At 35.8% G+C, this 16,349-nt stretch carries 14 protein-coding genes and 2 tRNA genes; 6 read left to right on the forward strand and 10 right to left on the reverse strand.

Going from position 1 to position 16,349, the window contains the following annotated elements:
* Positions 1–9: 9 nt before the first annotated feature.
* Entirely contained in the window at positions 10–933 is a 924-nt protein-coding gene (locus tag C7377_RS00505) for a phosphatase PAP2 family protein (protein ID WP_116495392.1), read from the reverse strand.
* 417 nt (positions 934–1,350) lie between these two features.
* Here C7377_RS00505 and C7377_RS00510 point away from each other — a divergent pair, with 417 nt between their 5' ends.
* The 5 genes from C7377_RS00510 to C7377_RS00530 all read left to right on the forward strand — a co-directional run bounded on the left by C7377_RS00510 (position 1,351) and on the right by C7377_RS00530 (position 6,219).
* Positions 1,351–2,703 (forward strand): DEAD/DEAH box helicase, encoded by a 1,353-nt coding sequence (locus tag C7377_RS00510; protein WP_116495393.1) that lies wholly within the window; start codon positions 1,351–1,353, stop codon positions 2,701–2,703.
* A gap of 12 nt (positions 2,704–2,715) precedes the next feature.
* A complete protein-coding gene (gene rlmF / locus C7377_RS00515; RefSeq protein WP_243408281.1) occupies positions 2,716–3,711 on the forward strand; it encodes a 23S rRNA (adenine(1618)-N(6))-methyltransferase RlmF in 996 nt (331 codons plus the stop codon).
* Between the two features lie 68 nt (positions 3,712–3,779).
* Entirely contained in the window at positions 3,780–4,397 is a 618-nt protein-coding gene (locus C7377_RS00520) for a class I SAM-dependent methyltransferase (RefSeq protein WP_116495395.1), read from the forward strand.
* Between the two features lie 173 nt (positions 4,398–4,570).
* Positions 4,571–5,602: an NADH:flavin oxidoreductase gene (locus C7377_RS00525; protein WP_207778371.1), complete on the forward strand. Its 1,032-nt coding sequence runs from the start codon at positions 4,571–4,573 to the stop codon at positions 5,600–5,602.
* A gap of 35 nt (positions 5,603–5,637) precedes the next feature.
* On the forward strand, positions 5,638–6,219 hold the full coding sequence (locus tag C7377_RS00530) for a peptidylprolyl isomerase (RefSeq protein WP_116495397.1): 582 nt from the start codon (positions 5,638–5,640) through the stop codon (positions 6,217–6,219).
* Positions 6,220–6,224: 5 nt separating this feature from the next.
* On the opposite strand, the gene ggt is transcribed toward C7377_RS00530, so the two are convergent.
* Positions 6,225–7,928 (reverse strand): gamma-glutamyltransferase, encoded by a 1,704-nt coding sequence (gene ggt, locus C7377_RS00535; protein ID WP_116495398.1) that lies wholly within the window; start codon positions 7,926–7,928, stop codon positions 6,225–6,227.
* Between the two features lie 238 nt (positions 7,929–8,166).
* On the opposite strand from ggt, the gene hpf reads away from it, so the two are divergent.
* The gene (gene hpf, locus C7377_RS00540; protein ID WP_116495399.1) at positions 8,167–8,472 is read left to right on the forward strand and encodes a ribosome hibernation-promoting factor, HPF/YfiA family; all 306 of its coding nucleotides are present in this window, start codon (positions 8,167–8,169) and stop codon (positions 8,470–8,472) included.
* 129 nt (positions 8,473–8,601) lie between these two features.
* On the opposite strand, the gene C7377_RS00545 is transcribed toward hpf, so the two are convergent.
* The 8 genes from C7377_RS00545 to leuS all read right to left on the reverse strand — a co-directional run bounded on the left by C7377_RS00545 (position 8,602) and on the right by leuS (position 16,262).
* Positions 8,602–8,686 (reverse strand) — tRNA-Leu (locus C7377_RS00545).
* A 17-nt stretch (positions 8,687–8,703) separates the two neighbouring features.
* Positions 8,704–8,776: transfer RNA gene (locus C7377_RS00550), tRNA-Gly, on the reverse strand.
* A gap of 62 nt (positions 8,777–8,838) precedes the next feature.
* Complete coding sequence (rnc, locus tag C7377_RS00555) at positions 8,839–9,561, reverse strand: ribonuclease III (RefSeq protein ID WP_116495400.1); 723 nt, start codon at positions 9,559–9,561, stop codon at positions 8,839–8,841.
* 3 nt (positions 9,562–9,564) lie between these two features.
* Positions 9,565–10,818 (reverse strand): beta-ketoacyl-ACP synthase II, encoded by a 1,254-nt coding sequence (gene fabF, locus C7377_RS00560; protein WP_116495401.1) that lies wholly within the window; start codon positions 10,816–10,818, stop codon positions 9,565–9,567.
* A gap of 81 nt (positions 10,819–10,899) precedes the next feature.
* The gene (locus C7377_RS00565) at positions 10,900–11,136 is read right to left on the reverse strand and encodes an acyl carrier protein (RefSeq protein ID WP_116495402.1); all 237 of its coding nucleotides are present in this window, start codon (positions 11,134–11,136) and stop codon (positions 10,900–10,902) included.
* Between the two features lie 138 nt (positions 11,137–11,274).
* Entirely contained in the window at positions 11,275–12,519 is a 1,245-nt protein-coding gene (locus C7377_RS00570) for a peptidoglycan DD-metalloendopeptidase family protein (protein WP_116495403.1), read from the reverse strand.
* Positions 12,520–12,536: 17 nt separating this feature from the next.
* Positions 12,537–13,415 carry a YitT family protein gene (locus C7377_RS00575; RefSeq protein WP_116495404.1) on the reverse strand — a complete coding sequence of 293 codons (879 nt, stop codon included), beginning with the start codon at positions 13,413–13,415 and terminating at the stop codon, positions 12,537–12,539.
* Between the two features lie 3 nt (positions 13,416–13,418).
* The gene (gene leuS / locus C7377_RS00580; RefSeq protein ID WP_116495405.1) at positions 13,419–16,262 is read right to left on the reverse strand and encodes a leucine--tRNA ligase; all 2,844 of its coding nucleotides are present in this window, start codon (positions 16,260–16,262) and stop codon (positions 13,419–13,421) included.
* Between the last annotated feature and the right edge of the window lie 87 nt (positions 16,263–16,349).

Genomic DNA, 16,349 nt, shown 5'->3' on the forward strand with positions numbered 1-16,349 from the left:
AGTTTAAACTTATCTGAAAGACAAAACTCGTCTTTTAAAGAAAGATGGCCTTGTCTGCAATGTTTTCTGTAGATAAAATTTTGAAATTAGGAAAAGTGAGAGTGTAAGACCAATCATTGCAATATAAAAAATGGTCAAGTTGGTATCTACAATTTTTTGTACAATGACACTTGTCCATATCATTAAAATTAATATCGAAATCGGATAAAACTGCTTTCTTCTCACACAATTTATTTTGGTGCTTAACTTAATACCTATCACTGTTAGAGAAAATCCAAGCGCACTTCCAATAAGCACGTCTTGTGGGTAGTGAGCACCAACTGCTACTCTTGATAATGCTATAAATAATCCTAAAAGCGTCATGAAAAGAATCCAAATCACTCGGTTTATTTTCTTTCTAGACATAAACGCAAACAAGACTATCGTAATAACTAAAAAAACTGATGATGAATGCCCTGATGGTAAAGAAGTTGCACCCGTCAGCTTTTTACCTACGATAACAAAACTATCTAGTTCTAAGATTCTTGCTGTTCCCAGACCAGCAAGAATCTTTTTCAAGCCTCCGACTACAATTAAAGAGAATAAAGAAGAGACTCTTAAAGCTTCCCACATCTTAGGTGCATACAGAATAAAAACACTAATCAAAGGAAAGAATATAAGCACGTCACCCAACTGAGTGATATTATATTGAGAATGGGGAAATTTTGAAAGATGTGAATTCAGGTAAATAAAAAGTTGCTTCTGCATATTAATATAACCTTCTACAAAACTATCTTCAGTATTAAAAAAAACAAAATACAGACAGAAAAGCACCATTATAAACAGAGGAATCATCAATATCCTAAAACTAACTCGATCGAAATTATCAATCACTTTATCATTCAATTTACAGTTGCAAAGAAAACCTCCTGTTTGTTGTTGAAATGTACCCATATCGGTTTACATATTTATAGTTCTAGTAGAGTGAGTTTGTGATTAAATAGCGATTAAAATTCGCTATTTTTTAAGTAAAAACAAATGCTTAGGGTCAATAAAACAGGAAACAAATAAGCACACAAACAGCTAAATATCAGAAAGTTAACTATATATTGAAACCATTTAATAACCATATAATAAACTTAGAACATTGAGATTACACATTACCTTCAAAATCACTTCATTTTAAGAAAACATTTAAGTAAAACAGTTGTCAAACTCTCGAAGTGAAACACAAAATCGTGTCTATATTATATTTCGTATCTTTGCACATAATATTGCGAATATCTTTTAAAGTATTTCTTTCATGGGAAATTACACCTTATTTTTTCATGCGAAATATCAGAATCACCAATCTAATAAGCCTGTATCCAAATGCCAAAGATTCCCAAAAATCAACTAAGAACATCAAACAAAACTCTAATATCAAACATATTAGAAAAATTTGAGATAACTACTTTAAATCCAATGCAGCGTGAGACTCATAAAGCTATACGTTCAGAAAATGACATCGTGTTACTTTCACCTACAGGAACTGGTAAAACTTTAGCTTTCATATTGCCCTTATTGGAAAGATTAGATCCAAACCTTAATGAGATTCAAATACTTATTTTAGTGCCTTCTCGTGAACTGGCTCAACAAATAGAACAAGTTACACGGAAAATGGGTTCTGGTTACAAAGTAAATGCAGTTTATGGTGGACGTTCCGGACAACAAGATAAACTGGATTTAAAACAAAGACCAGCTGTTTTGATAGGAAGTCCTGGGCGTATTGCAGATAGATTGAGGCGTGATGATTTCACATTACAACATATTAATACACTTATCATTGATGAATATGACAAATCTTTGGAAATTGGCTTCGATAATGAAATGGAAGAAATCATTCAAGCTCTACCTAAAGTCCAGCAAAGAATTTTAACCTCAGCTACCAGTGATGTAGGAATTCCTGAGTTTTTAGGTTTAGACAATCCTATTTTCATCAATTATATCAAAGAAAATCATTCTAAATTAGTCGTTAAAACCATTTCTTCTACTGATAAAGATAAACTGGAAACGCTGAAGAAAACACTGACTTTCATTGGACCTCATCCCGGTATTGTTTTCTGTAATTTTAAAGATTCTCTTGAAAGAATCAGTGAATTCTTAAATCAAAACGACTTTACCCATGAGTGCTACCATGGTAGCATGGAGCAGATTGACCGTGAACGTGCTTTAGTGAAGTTTAGAAATGGAACCACTCAATTACTCTTAGCAACCGACTTAGCCGCTCTAGGACTGGATATTCCTGATTTAAAATTTATCGTTCACTATCATCTTCCGATGCGTGAGAAGGAATTTACTCATCGAAATGGACGTACTGCACGTATGAATAATGACGGTATGGCATATGTTTTGCACTGGGAAGGCGAAGAATTACCAGAGTTTATTCAAGAAGTAGACCCTGAAATTCTCAAAGCAGAAGAATTACCACAACCTAAGTACCCTAAAGGAGTAAAAAGGAGAACACTTTATATTACAGGAGGTAGACGAGATAAAATTTCAAAAGGAGATATTGCAGGACTATTTATAAAAAAAGGAGGCATCCAGCCCGAACAGTTAGGAGTGATAGAAGTAAAACAAAATTGTGCTTATGTTGGAATAGATGCTAAAGTTGTTAACAGGGTGATTGAAAAGTTAAACAACACCAAATTAAAGACAAAAAAAGTACGAATTAGTCTCATCTAAATCTAATATCCATTGAAGAAATACGAATCGATATTGAAGTCAAAAGTCCAAACTAAAGATAGTAAATCGAAGCTACATCCTCGAAATAGGAACAGAAAACGCTACGATTTGAAAGCTCTAATAGAAGTTACTCCCGAGCTTGAAAATTATCTTAAACCTAATAAATTAGGAGAAGATTCTGTGGATTTCTCTAATCCAACAGCAGTAAAACTTCTCAATAAAGCATTATTGAAACACTACTATAACATCAAATACTGGGAATTTCCTGACAATCATCTTACACCTCCGATTCCCGGACGTGCAGACTATATACACCGAATGGCAGATTTGTTAGCGGAAAAAAACTTTGGGAAGATTCCTACTGGCGATAAGGTTATTTGTTTTGACATTGGTGTAGGAGCAAGTTGCATCTATCCTATTTTAGGCATTACAGAATATGATTGGAATTTTATCGGCTCTGACATTGATAAAGAATCCATAGGTTCGGCAAATCAGATTATTTATAACAACGACACTCTTAAAGAGAAGATTGACCTACGCTTACAAAAAAATTCAAAAGATGTCATTTTTGGGATAATTAAAGAAGATGAAAAGTTTGATCTAACTATTTGCAACCCTCCGTTTCATTCCTCTACAGAAGAGGCTACAAAAGGAACCCGAAGAAAAATCAGAAATCTGACAGGGAAAACCAGTAAAAATCCAATGTTGAATTTTGCTGGAGTGAGCAATGAATTGGTATGCGATGGAGGTGAGAATAAATTTATTCAAAACCTTGTAAGAGAAAGCAAAAAACACAGTAAAAATTGCTTTTGGTATTCTACTTTGGTTTCTAAACAATCTAATCTTAAAGGAATTTACAAAGTTTTAGACAAAGTTGAGGCGGAAGTTGTGAGGACTATACCTATGGGAACAGGAAATAAATCTACACGTATTGTCGCTTGGACGTTTTTGACCAGTGCCGAGCAAAAAGAGTGGGTTAAAGAACGATGGAAAAAACAATGCGACTAAAAACATATATTTGGAACGCAAAAAGAATAAAATAGAATATCATTAATTACTTAACAGTAAAAAAATAAATGTCAGAATTTTGGAATAAAAGATACGCACAAGAGGAGTATATTTATGGCAAAGAGCCAAATAATTTCTTTAAAAGAACTATTGATAGACTTAATCTAAAAGGAAAAATATTATTCCCAGGTGAAGGTGAAGGTCGGAATGCTGTGTATGCAGCTAAAAAGGGATTGGAGGTTGTTGCCTATGACATTAGCAGTGAAGGAAAAAAGAAAGCCCTGCAATTAGCAAAATCAGAGAATGTAGAAATAGACTATAAAGTGGGTAGTATAGAGCAGTTGGACTTTGAAGAAAATAGTTTCGATGCCATTGTGCTGATTTATGCTCACTTTCCTCCTGAGAAAGAAAACGATATTCATAAAAATTTGACTAAATTATTGAAGCGAAATGGTTACGTAATCTTAGAAGGTTTCAGTTTAGATCATATCAAAAATCAAGAAAAAAATCCAAAGGCAGGTGGTCCTAGTAACCCAAACATGCTTTTCTCCATCGAAAAAATAGACGATTTTTTTCATAATTTTGAAAAGATACAGCTTCATGAAACTGAAATTGTACTAGAAGAAGGAGACCACCATAAAGGTAAAGCTAATGTTATCCAGTTTATCGGAAAGAAGCTTATGTAAATATCAAGAATGATTTACACCCATAAATATTTTAAGGAATTGTCCTAAAAACCTTATAAAATAACTAAGTTAGTAAAATATTCAAATTGTTATAGAATCTTTATAAATAATCTCAAACATACCAAAATATGATACAAACTAATTCAAAAATCACTTTCCCTTGTGGTAAAACTATGCCCAATAGATTTATGCTAGCACCACTAACAAATAGACAAAGTCTCGAAAATGGACAGGCCACAGATACTGAAATTAAATGGTTAACGATGCGTGCTGAGGGAGGTTTTGGCATTGTAATGACCTGTGCGGCACACGTACAAAAAGCAGGCAAAGGTTTCCCCGGACAGTTAGGCATATTTAGTGATGATTTAATTGAAGGACACAAAAAAATAACTAAAAATATCAAACAACATGGAAGTTTAGCAATCATACAGTTGCATCATGCGGGAATGCGTTCACCAATTGAGCTCCTCGAAGATAGACCTGTGTCAGCCTCTGATGATAAGGAAACCAATTCGAGAGGACTCTCTTTAAAAGAAGTAGAGCAATTAAGAGATGATTTTATCAGTGCAGCCGTACGGTCAAAGAAGTGTGGCTATGATGGCGTACAAATACACGGAGCACACGGCTACATTATCACCCAATTTTTAAGCGCTGAAATAAATAAGCGAACTGATAAATATGGAGGCATATTAGAAAATAGAGCTTGTTTATTGTTTGAAATTGTCGATGGGATTAGGCAAGAATGCGGTAAAGACTTCTTGATATGTATCCGCTTATCTCCTGAAAGATTTGGGATGGATATTGATGAAATAAAGACGATTGCCCAACGATTGATAGATGGAGGAAACATTGATTGTTTGGATTTTTCACTTTGGGATTGTTTCAAATATCCTGAAGAAGAAAAATACCAAGAAAAAACCTTGCTTGAGCATTTTAAGGAATTAAATTTTAAAAAGGTAAAATGGACTGTCGCTGGTAAAATATATACTGCTGAAGATGTACATAAAGTGCTAAAAGCTGGCGTTGATTTCGTCACCATTGGAAAATCTGCTATTTTGCACCATGACTTTCCTAAGTTAGTAATGAACAATCCAAATTTTACTCCTATTCAGCTACCAGTTTCAAAAGAACACCTTCAAAAAGAAGGTTTGGGCAATACATTTATTCAGTACTTAAACAACAGATGGGAAGGCTTTGTAAAGTAGTTTGGTAAGATTATATAATAAAAAAAGATAATTCAATGAAAAAATTAATAACTTTATTAAGCCTAGCTCTCCTTATCGCATGCACGAAAAACAATAACAATGTGGTAAATATAGAGATAGAAACAGATTTGGGAATTATAAAAGCAGAGCTTTACCCTGATAAAGCACCAATAGCTAGCCAGAATTTCATACGTTACATTAAAAACAATAAGTTTGAGGAAGCTCATTTTTATCGCGTTGTTCGTAAAAATAACCAACCAAATAATGATGTAAAAATCGAGGTGATACAAGGGGGACTTGGTTTTGATGTGGAAGAAGCTCCATACCCAGCAATAAAACACGAAACCACACAAGAAACTGGGATTTTACACGTAAATGGTGCGATTTCGATGGCTCGTAATGAACCCGGAACTGCGAGTTCGGAATTTTTCATATGTATCGGTGATCAACCGGAATTAGACTTTGGCGGCAAAAGAAATCCGGATGGACAGGGTTTTACTGCCTTTGGAAAAGTCATTGAAGGAATGAATGTAGTTAGAGAAATCCAATCGATGGAAGCTGATGGACAGATGCTAAAACAGGTTGTAAATATTAAGAGTATCTCTATAGTGGAGTAAGATATCTAAAAACCTACTGCCTTATCATCACCTCGTCGGTCAGCACCACCTTCTAATCTGCCGTCGGGTAAAACTAAGATGCCTTCAACTTTACCGAGTATTAAGGTTTCTTGCTCTTTTACGTTATAGCCTTTACCTTTTAGCGTATCCAGAATTTTAGAACTAAATCCATTGGGTTCAAAAATTACTTCATCGGGCAACCACTGGTGATGAAATCGTGGTTGATTTATCGCTTCTTGCATTGGCATACCATACTCATGTACGTTCAAAATTGTTTGTAGCACAGAAGTTATGATTGTAGAACCTCCTGGTGTCCCGACTACCATAAACAACTTTCCATCTTTCTCCACAATCGTTGGACTCATCGAACTCAACATACGCTTTTCAGGTTGTATTTCATTGGCTTTTGCACCTATGAGCCCAAACATATTAGGAACTCCGGGTTTACTCGAGAAGTCGTCCATCTCATTGTTTAGAAAGAAACCTAGCTCGTTACTATACAGTTTTGAACCATAATTACCATTGAGCGTAGTGGTTACAGCCACTGCATTACCATATTGATCTACTATTGAATAATGTGTCGTTTCAGTACTTTCGATGATTTCTATCACTCCATGTGCTACTTCAGATGATGGCGTTGCCTTTTTAAAACTGAAATTTTGCATGCGATTTTTAGCGTAGTCTTTACTCATCATCTGTTTTGTAGGAATAGATACAAAGTCTGGGTCTCCTAAGAAAAAGTTCCTATCAGCATAGGCTCTGCGTTCTGCCTCTGTAATGACTTGTATCGCTTTTACAGAATTATGTCCATACTTTTGCAAATCGTAAGGCTCTATTGTGTTAAATATTTGAGCTAAAGTTATTCCTCCACTTGACGGAGGTGACATAGAAATGATACGTAAATTATCATAATTAAAAGAAACCGGTTTTCTCCAAACTGGTTTGTAACTTGATAAATCTTCATGGTTGATAATACCACCATTATCTTGAATGAATTTCGTCAAAATCTTGGCAGTCTCTCCTTTATAGAATTCATCTTCACCATTTTTCTGAATTCTAACCAAAGTTTTAGCTAAAGCCTTATACTTAATAGTATCACCAGCTTTCCAATTATTCTGAAGCAAAATAGAGTCTTTATTAATCTTTCCGAAAATCTCTTGATATTTTGCAATACGCTCAGCTTCCTTTTCAGTAACTACCACTCCCCGGTTAGCCAAATCAATTACAGGTTGGATAATTTCTTTCACGGAGAGTTTCCCAAATTTCCGATGTGCTTCAAAAATACCTGCTATTGTACCGGGAACTCCAACTGCCATAGCACCGTTAATACTTTTATTTGGAATCACATTGCCTGAAGAATCCAAATACATATCTCTATACGCTTTTTTAGGTGCTTTTTCTCGATAATCTAATGCTCCTATTTCTCCTTCATTTGTTCGATATACCATAAAACCTCCTCCTCCTATGTTTCCTGCATTCGGATAAGATACAGCAAGGGCAAGTTCTGTAGCCATCATAGCATCCCAAGCATTTCCCCCATTTTTTAATATCTCAATTCCAATGTTAGAAGCTTCCTCTCTTGCAGTTACCACCATTGCATTTTCGACAATCACGCCTATAGCTTTATCTTTTGTAGGTGCACATGATGATAAAAGACCTATAATTAAAATGGCAAAAGAAAAGTTGATATACTTTAATAATGGACACATAATCTTTAAATTTAAAATAGTTTCTGATTACGAATTAATAATTGAGTAAACTATTTATAGTTTGTACGAAAGTAGCTAAAATAAAACATACTTTTTTATAAAAAATTGAAGTTGTCTCTACAATATATCAATATTGATTCTTTTTTTTAGTATATTTACTTTTAAAATGTAGAGTACATGAGTGTGCATAATCCACACTTGGAGAGTCATAAATATAAACCTTTAAAAACGTAAAGATATGAAGTACACAGAAGGTAATACAGGAATTAACATCAACATCCAGGCTGTGGATATAAGTATTGGAGATGATGTGAAGGAAAGAATTAACAAGTGCGTTAATCGTCTTAGTCGATTTTATGACAGAATAGAATGGGTAGATGTCTATCTAGAAGATAAAAAAGAAAAAGCCACAGAACAAAAGCAAGTCGGCATCCGTTTAGGAATACCAGGGAAAGATCCATTTGCTTCTGAATACGGAGACAACTTCCATAAATTAATTGCTAACGTAGAAGATAAGTTGCGCATGCAATTAGAGAAATTATAATAATCTTTGATTGAAGAGAGAGTAATGAGGAATTTAGGAATAAGTTCCTCTTTTTTATTGCAGGAAATAAAAAATTGAAGTAAACGAAAAAGTCGCTGAATAGTCAGCGACTTTGTCTTTTTACTAGAGTACCCAGGGCGGGACTTGAACCCGCACGGGCGCAATGCCCACTGGATTTTAAGTCCAGCGTGTCTACCAATTCCACCACCTGGGCTACTACTAATAAAAAAGAGCGAGAAACGGGACTCGAACCCGCGACCCCGACCTTGGCAAGGTCGTGCTCTACCAACTGAGCTATTCTCGCATTAGCGGTGCAAATATATGTTTTTTTTCGCTTTCCAACAAACATCAGAGACATTTTTTTAGTTATTGCTCCTTACTTTGATTAATTTTTGATAATGTTTCTTTCGAAGCTTCTTGTTGAGATTTCTTCTTGGAAAGCCCTTCCCCTTCGCCAAAAGGCATATCATCTAGATAGACTTTCGTGTAAAAATAAGGTCGCCCATTTTTTTCAGTCTCATCAGTAGAAAAGACCAATTTCTTCTTCTCATGCTGTGCCCACTCTACCAGTTTGCTTTTATAATTTTTGTCATTCTTGATTAAGGCATCAAAGTCAACATATTTTTTGATAATTTGCCGAGAGATGATTTTCTTCGTTTTCTCGTAACCTAAATCTAAATAAATAGCACCAACAAGTGCTTCAATACAATTTCCTAAAACGTTTTCTGCCAAAGTACCATGATAAACCAAAAATTGTTGCACTCCAAGCAAAAAGCCTAATTGATTTAACTGTTTTCGACCCACTATTTTAGACCGCAATTTAGTAAGAAATCCTTCTTTTTGATTTGGATATTTTTCAAATAAAATATCAGCAATGATAGCACCGAGTACAGCATCTCCAAGATACTCTAACCTTTCGTTATTCAATTTCTGCCCCTCTATATACAATGATGCAGACTTATGACGAAATGCCAAAGCATACAGTTCTCTCTTTCGAGGCTTCTGCCCCAGTAATTGAATTAAAAAACCGTAAAAAGCATCTTTTTTAGATTTGCCCTTTACGGTTCTAAATATCTTATGAATTAACAAAACTTATGCTTTGAACTTTTTGAATAGAATTGATGCATTGTGTCCTCCGAAACCAAAAGTATTGCTAATAGCTACATCCACTGTACGTTTTTGTGCTTCATTTGGAGTAAAGTTAAGCTTATCATCAATTTCAGGATCTAAATTATCCAAATTGATGGTCGGTGGAACTATATCATTAGCCACTGCATAAATGGAAGCAATAGCTTCAATTGCTCCTGCACCTCCTAATAGATGACCTGTCATAGATTTTGTAGAACTGATGTTTAAATCATAAGCATGCTCACCAAATGCAAGCTTTATAGCCCGGGGTTCAGCAATATCTCCTAAACCTGTCGAAGTTCCATGCACATTGATATAATCAACCTCCTCAGGTTTCATTCCTGCATCCTCAACAGCTAAAAGCATTACGTCTTTAGCTCCTTCGCCATCAGGATGTGGTGCCGTCATGTGATAAGCATCTGCATTGATTCCTACTCCAGCAACTTCTCCATAAATCTTAGCACCTCTTGCTTTGGCATGCTCATAATCTTCAAGGATTAAAATCCCTGCACCTTCGCCTATAACAAAACCATCTCTATCAACATCGAATGGTCGAGATGCAGACTTAGGATCATCATTTCTTGTAGAAATAGCTTTCATGGAGTTAAAACCACCGACACCTGTTTCATTGATAGGTGCTTCTGCTCCACCAGTAACGATAACATCTGCCTTGCCTAAACGAATATAGTTTACTGCATCTACAATAGCATTTGCTGATGAAGTACATGCTGAAGTTGTTGTAAAATTTGGTCCTTTCAACCCATGTCTTATAGAAATCAAGCCTCCAGCGATATTCCCAATCATTTTAGGAATGAAAAATGGATTAAACTTCGGAGTGCCATCACCTTGAGCAAAATTAGAAACACCATCCATGAAAGTATCAATGCCTCCTAAACCAACACCAAGAATTACTCCTGCTCTTTTGAGATTTATTTTTTCTAAGTCTAACTGAGAATCTGCGATGGCTTCATCTGCTGCAACCATAGCATATTGTGAATAACGATCGTATTTTCGAACTTCTTTTTTATCAAAATAGTCTAAAGGATCGTAATTCTTTATCTCACATGCAAACTGAGTTTTAAATTTTGAAGCATCAAAACGTGTTATTTTTTGAGCGCCACTGACTCCTTTTATAAGATTCTCTGTGTATTCTTTCCAATTATTTCCAATTGGAGTAAGAGCTCCCATTCCTGTAACAACTACACGTTTTAATTCCATAGTTTTTAATTGTTAAATGTCCCTCACCGAACAGTGAGGGACATGAGTTTTCTTGTTTTTAATGACTATGCGTCGATAAAATTAAGCTTTTGCTTTTTCGATATGAGCAACTGCTTCACCTACAGTAGAGATATTCTCTGCTTGATCATCAGGAATTTCAATATCAAATGCTGATTCAAACTCCATGATTAACTCAACTGTATCCAATGAGTCAGCTCCCAAGTCATTGGTAAAGTTAGCATCGTTAGTTACTTCTGACTCATCAACGCCTAGTTTCTCTACGATGATTTCCTTTACTTTTTCTGCAATTTCAGACATAATTTAATTGTTTAGTTCAACTTCTAAAATTTGGGACAAAGATAAACTTTAAATTTTAAAGTCCAATTTTTGAACTTCATCCATAGTGCAAATTTAACTTTTTTTCAGGAAAAACGAAAGAATATTACCTGAATACTCTTAATTTGGACTCTGTAAGTCACTCGGTTTCTTATCAATTAGGTATAATAGGCTATCTCTAGTTTCCATAAAACGCTCTAACAGCTCCCCTTTCAACGGTTTTGAAGGAGGTAATTTCATTGACAATGGATTGATGTATTTCCCATTTTTAATGACACCATAATGCAAATGCGGTCCAGTGGCACTTCCCGTCATACCAACATAGCCGATAACATCCCCTTGGCTGACACGTTGTCCTACTTTTAAGCTTTTTACATGGCGTACAAAGTGCATATAAACCGTCGTAAACGTTTTGTTGTGCTTTATCTTCACATAATTTCCTGCGCCACCTCTTTGGTAAGCCTTTTTTATCACTGTTCCATTACCAACGCTTCTTACGGGTGTTCCTGTTGGTGCGGCATAATCAACGCCTCGGTGTGCTCTACGGTATTTTAATACTGGATGTAGTCGACTGCCTGAAAATTTGGAACTAATGCGTGTAAATTTTAATGGCGCTTTTAAAAATGCTTTGTGCAGACTTGCTCCATTTTCATCAAAATAGCCTTTTGTCTCTCCTTTTTGAAACCAAAAAGCATAATATGTAGAATCTTGATGAGTAAATGATGAGGCTATCGGTTTAATATTTCCAATTGGCTTACCTTCTACATAATCCTGTGTGTAAGCTATTTTATAGGAGTCGCCTTTTTTAATATTGTAGAAATCAATAGCCCACTGATAAACAGATGCCATTTCCATCGCTAGGGCAGGTGTCTCTCCGTTTTCAACAAATGAATGCCACAAACTTTTATTGATTGTATTCCCATAAACATCAGTGTGATTTTCTTTAGGATGTTGCTCTAAAGATACAGTGATAGAATCCGAAAAATCTATAACAGCATATTCGGATAAGCTTTTTTCATAAATCATATATTGAGGCATCGCTGTACTATCATCTGAGCAGAAAAGCAACGAATATTGTTTATCCGCACGGATATTTCTGACATTAAAGATATTCTCAGAACGTTCGACCAAACGATGAACAATAGCTGATGAAACATTATATCTGCCTAAAATATCTGATAAAGTCTCATTGGATCTTACGGTGTCTATCACTACACGATATTCATCTATTGGAAATCCGTATTTTATTCTTGACTGTGACTCTTCTTCAACAATTTCTTCTTTTACTTGACCTTGTTTATTGCAACTGCTTAAAACTGAAACAATTATTATTAGTATAATTGCGATTCGCCAATTTCTATTCATTCGTATTCTCTTTTTTACTATCTTATTAATTCAAATCCATTTCCATAAACTCCATTTACGATATTCATAGAAACAAAAGCTTTATCATCAACTTCCTTTACGACTCTAAAAATCTGTCGGTTCTCCACCTTTCGTGTCAATACCATCACAATCTTCTTGTCTTTTTTAGTGTACCAACCATAGGAATCAATTAAAGAAACTCCCCTACCAATTTCTTCACTAATTCGATTAGCCATCTCTTCATGTTTTTCGGTAAATATAAAAAATTGTACAGATTGTTTACGCCCTTCGATGACTAAATCGACAAAATAAGCCGTCATTGCTAAAGCAACAAATCCATAAATCACCGAAATTGGGTTCTCTACTACGAAAAATGATGAGGATACGATAAGTATATCTACGTATAATATCGTACGACCTAAGGGTACATTCCAGTAATGATTAGCAATAAGAGCAATAATATCTGTGCCTCCTGTACTTCCTCCTTGGGCAATAGCAATTCCCACTCCAGCACCGGTGCACATTCCGCCTATTATGGCAACCAAAAGTGGCTCTGTATTGGCTAAAGTCTGAAAAATCTCAGGCGTAGCAAACAACTGTCCAACAAATAAGAATACGAACGTAACTACGATGGCAAAAACTGTTTTAATGCCAAATTTAGGCCCAAAAAGTTTCATCCCAATTGCAACCAACACTCCGTTGATAATCACAAAAGGTATCGCTACAGGAATAGTTCCTCCGGAATAGAAATAAACGAGCGACGCGATACCCGTGACTCCACCACCAACCACCTCGGCAGGTATTAGGAAGAATATTACACCTGTGGTGTATAACAATAAGGAAAGTGTAATGACTACATAGTCCTTAATTTCTGTAAAGAGATTATTGCTCTTCATTTTCTAAAATACAATATTTATAATTTTTTTAGGCACATAAATGATTTTTTTAGGAGTTTTCCCACCTAGCCATTTTTGTGTTTCCTCATCTGCCAATATTATTGACTCCACATCATCTCTTGAAACTGAAACATCAAGCTCACGTTTAAAACGCATTTTCCCGTTAAATGATACTGGATAACTATAAGTGTCATCTTGTAAATACTTTTCTTCAAAAACAGGGAAAGTTGCATAACTAATAGAATCCTTATGCCCTAGCTTCTCCCAAAGTTCTTCTGCCAAGTGTGGAGCATAAGGCGATATGAGTATCGCTAAAGGCTCTAAAATTGCACGTTTATTACACTTCATTCGCGTAAATTCGTTAACAGCAATCATAAAATGGCTCACTGAAGTATTGAACGAAAAATGATCCATATCATCTTGCACTTTCTTGATCATTTGGTGAAGCACTTTCAATTCTTCTTTTGTAGGCTCAGCATCAGATACTTCAAACTGCTCATTGGTATGATATAATCTCCATAGCTTCCTTATGAATCCTGAAACACCACTCAACCCTTGTGTGTTCCAAGGCTTAGATTGCTCTAAGGGACCGAGAAACATTTCATACAGACGTAAAGCATCCGCTCCATAATCTTCACAGATATCATCTGGATTCACCACATTGTACCAGCGCTTTGACATCTTTTCCACCTCACGACCGACAATATATTTACCGTCCTCTAAAATAAACTCAGCATCTTCGAACTCAGGCATCCATTTTTTCAACCCTTCCACATCAAGAACATCTCCTTGCCCTACTAAGTTTACATCTACACGCAAAGGGTCGGTTTCATATTGCTCTTTTAATCCGTTCGATACATACTGATTCGTTCCCCTCACACGATATACCAATGCAGAAGTTCCTAAAATCATTCCTTGGTTGATTAATTTTTTCGCATATTCATCTTTAGGGACTAAACCACAATCGTACAAGAACTTTTGCCAAAAACGACTGTATAATAAATGCCCAGTGGCATGCTCACTACCTCCGAGATACAAATCAACATCTTTCCAATAATTCAAAGCCTCTTTTGATGCAAACTCTTGATCATTATTGGCATCCATATATCTAAGGAAATACCAAGAAGAACCTGCCCAGCCAGGCATGGTATTCAATTCCAAAGGGAAAACAGTTTTATCATCTATCAGGTCATTGCTAACCACCTTATTTTTATTGGTATCCCATGCCCAATTTTTCGCACGTCCTAATGGTGGATCTCCTGCCTCTGTGGGCAAGTATTCATCAATTTCCGGCAGTACTAAAGGTAAGCATTCTTCTGGGAGCATCTTCGGCATCCTATCAGCATAATAAACAGGAAAAGGCTCGCCCCAATAACGTTGGCGAGAAAAAACAGCATCACGCAGTCGGTAATTTGTTTTTTGTTCTCCAGCCCCTATTTCTTCAAGTTTAGCTATTACTTTTGGCATGGATTCAGTGACAGATAAACCATTTAAGAACTCTGAATTTGCTAAAGTCGCTTCTTTACTGTCACAAGCACCCTCACTTAGGTCTGCCCCTTCAAATATATTTGGAATAGGAATATTGAAATGCTTAGCAAAATCATAATCTCTTTGATCACCCGCAGGAACTGCCATTACTGCACCAGTACCATAACCGGCTAATACATAATCTCCAATCCAAATAGGCACTTCATCACCGGTAAGAGGGTGGATAGCATATGCCCCTGTAAACTGTCCTGTAATACGTTTAACCTCTGCCATTCGCTCTCTTTCAGAACGCTTTGAGGTCTCATAAATGTAGTTTTCTACATCTTCTTTGTACTCTGAGGTTGTTATCTCTCTTACTAGTTCATGTTCTGGAGCTAAAACCATAAAACTGACACCAAACAAAGTATCAGGTCGCGTGGTAAATACTTCTATAATTTCATCGCTACCTTTTATCGAGAAGTTGACGGATGCACCGTGTGATTTTCCAATCCAATTACGTTGTGCATCTTTTAAAGCATCAGTCCAGTCTATGGTTTCCAAGCCTTGCAACAGGCGTTCTGCATAAGCAGAAATTCGCATGCTCCATTGTTTCATTTTCTTGCGAACTACAGGATAACCACCACGCTCAGAAACACCATTTACGACTTCATCATTGGCTAAAACGGTTCCTAATTCTGGGCACCAGTTTACTTCAGTTTCTGCGAGGTATGTCAGTCTATACTGTAGCAAAATCTCTTCCTTCCTTTTTTCGGAGAAATTCTTCCATTCGTTTGCTGAAAATTGGGGAGTATCTGCATCACAGGCTGCATTGATTCTCAAATTTCCTTCTTTTGAAAAGATTTCTGCCAATTCGGCAATAGGACGTGCCTTTTGAGCATTATTATCAAAATAATGATTGTATAGTTGAATAAAAATCCATTGTGTCCATCGATAATATGATGGATCTGATGTCCGATATTTTCGTGACCAATCAAAGGAAAGTCCTAAGCGCTTGAGTTGTTTCTCATACCCCGGAATTTTATTTCCTGCTTTATCAACACCTCCATTAATATTCACCATAGTAGTGATTGCAGGATGTTGACCTGTTTGTATAGCGTATTGTTCTGCAGGAAGTCCAAAAGAATCGTAACCCATAGGATGCAAAACATTGAATCCATGCAGTCTTTTGTATCTTGCATAAATATCTGACGCAATATACCCTAAAGGATGTCCTACATGCAATCCAGCTCCTGATGGATAGGGAAACATATCTAACACATAATATTTAGGTTTTTCAGAATTATTTTCTGCTTGGAAAACTTGATGATTTTCCCAATACTTTTGCCACTTTTTTTCTACTTCAATAAAATTATATTCCATGATTTTCAAAAATATTTCTCATAGTTTCATGCAAAGGTACGTTATTTGTAATATATTTTGCGCTGGATTATGGATATTTAGAGTTTT

It is taken from the genome of Balneicella halophila (genome assembly GCF_003096835.1).
Lineage (GTDB): Bacteria > Bacteroidota > Bacteroidia > Bacteroidales > Balneicellaceae > Balneicella > Balneicella halophila.

Coding starts and splice junctions, on each gene's coding strand:
- C7377_RS00520 (WP_116495395.1), top strand. CDS start 3,780: ATGTCAGAATTTTGGAATAAAAGATACGCACAAGAGGAGTATATTTAT.
- C7377_RS00565 (WP_116495402.1), bottom strand. CDS start 11,136: ATGTCTGAAATTGCAGAAAAAGTAAAGGAAATCATCGTAGAGAAACTA.
- C7377_RS00570 (WP_116495403.1), bottom strand. CDS start 12,519: ATGAATAGAAATTGGCGAATCGCAATTATACTAATAATAATTGTTTCA.
- hpf (WP_116495399.1), top strand. CDS start 8,167: ATGAAGTACACAGAAGGTAATACAGGAATTAACATCAACATCCAGGCT.
- ggt (WP_116495398.1), bottom strand. CDS start 7,928: ATGTGTCCATTATTAAAGTATATCAACTTTTCTTTTGCCATTTTAATT.
- C7377_RS00525 (WP_207778371.1), top strand. CDS start 4,571: ATGCCCAATAGATTTATGCTAGCACCACTAACAAATAGACAAAGTCTC.
- C7377_RS00505 (WP_116495392.1), bottom strand. CDS start 933: ATGGGTACATTTCAACAACAAACAGGAGGTTTTCTTTGCAACTGTAAA.
- C7377_RS00510 (WP_116495393.1), top strand. CDS start 1,351: ATGCCAAAGATTCCCAAAAATCAACTAAGAACATCAAACAAAACTCTA.
- fabF (WP_116495401.1), bottom strand. CDS start 10,818: ATGGAATTAAAACGTGTAGTTGTTACAGGAATGGGAGCTCTTACTCCA.
- C7377_RS00575 (WP_116495404.1), bottom strand. CDS start 13,415: ATGAAGAGCAATAATCTCTTTACAGAAATTAAGGACTATGTAGTCATT.
- C7377_RS00530 (WP_116495397.1), top strand. CDS start 5,638: ATGAAAAAATTAATAACTTTATTAAGCCTAGCTCTCCTTATCGCATGC.
- leuS (WP_116495405.1), bottom strand. CDS start 16,262: ATGGAATATAATTTTATTGAAGTAGAAAAAAAGTGGCAAAAGTATTGG.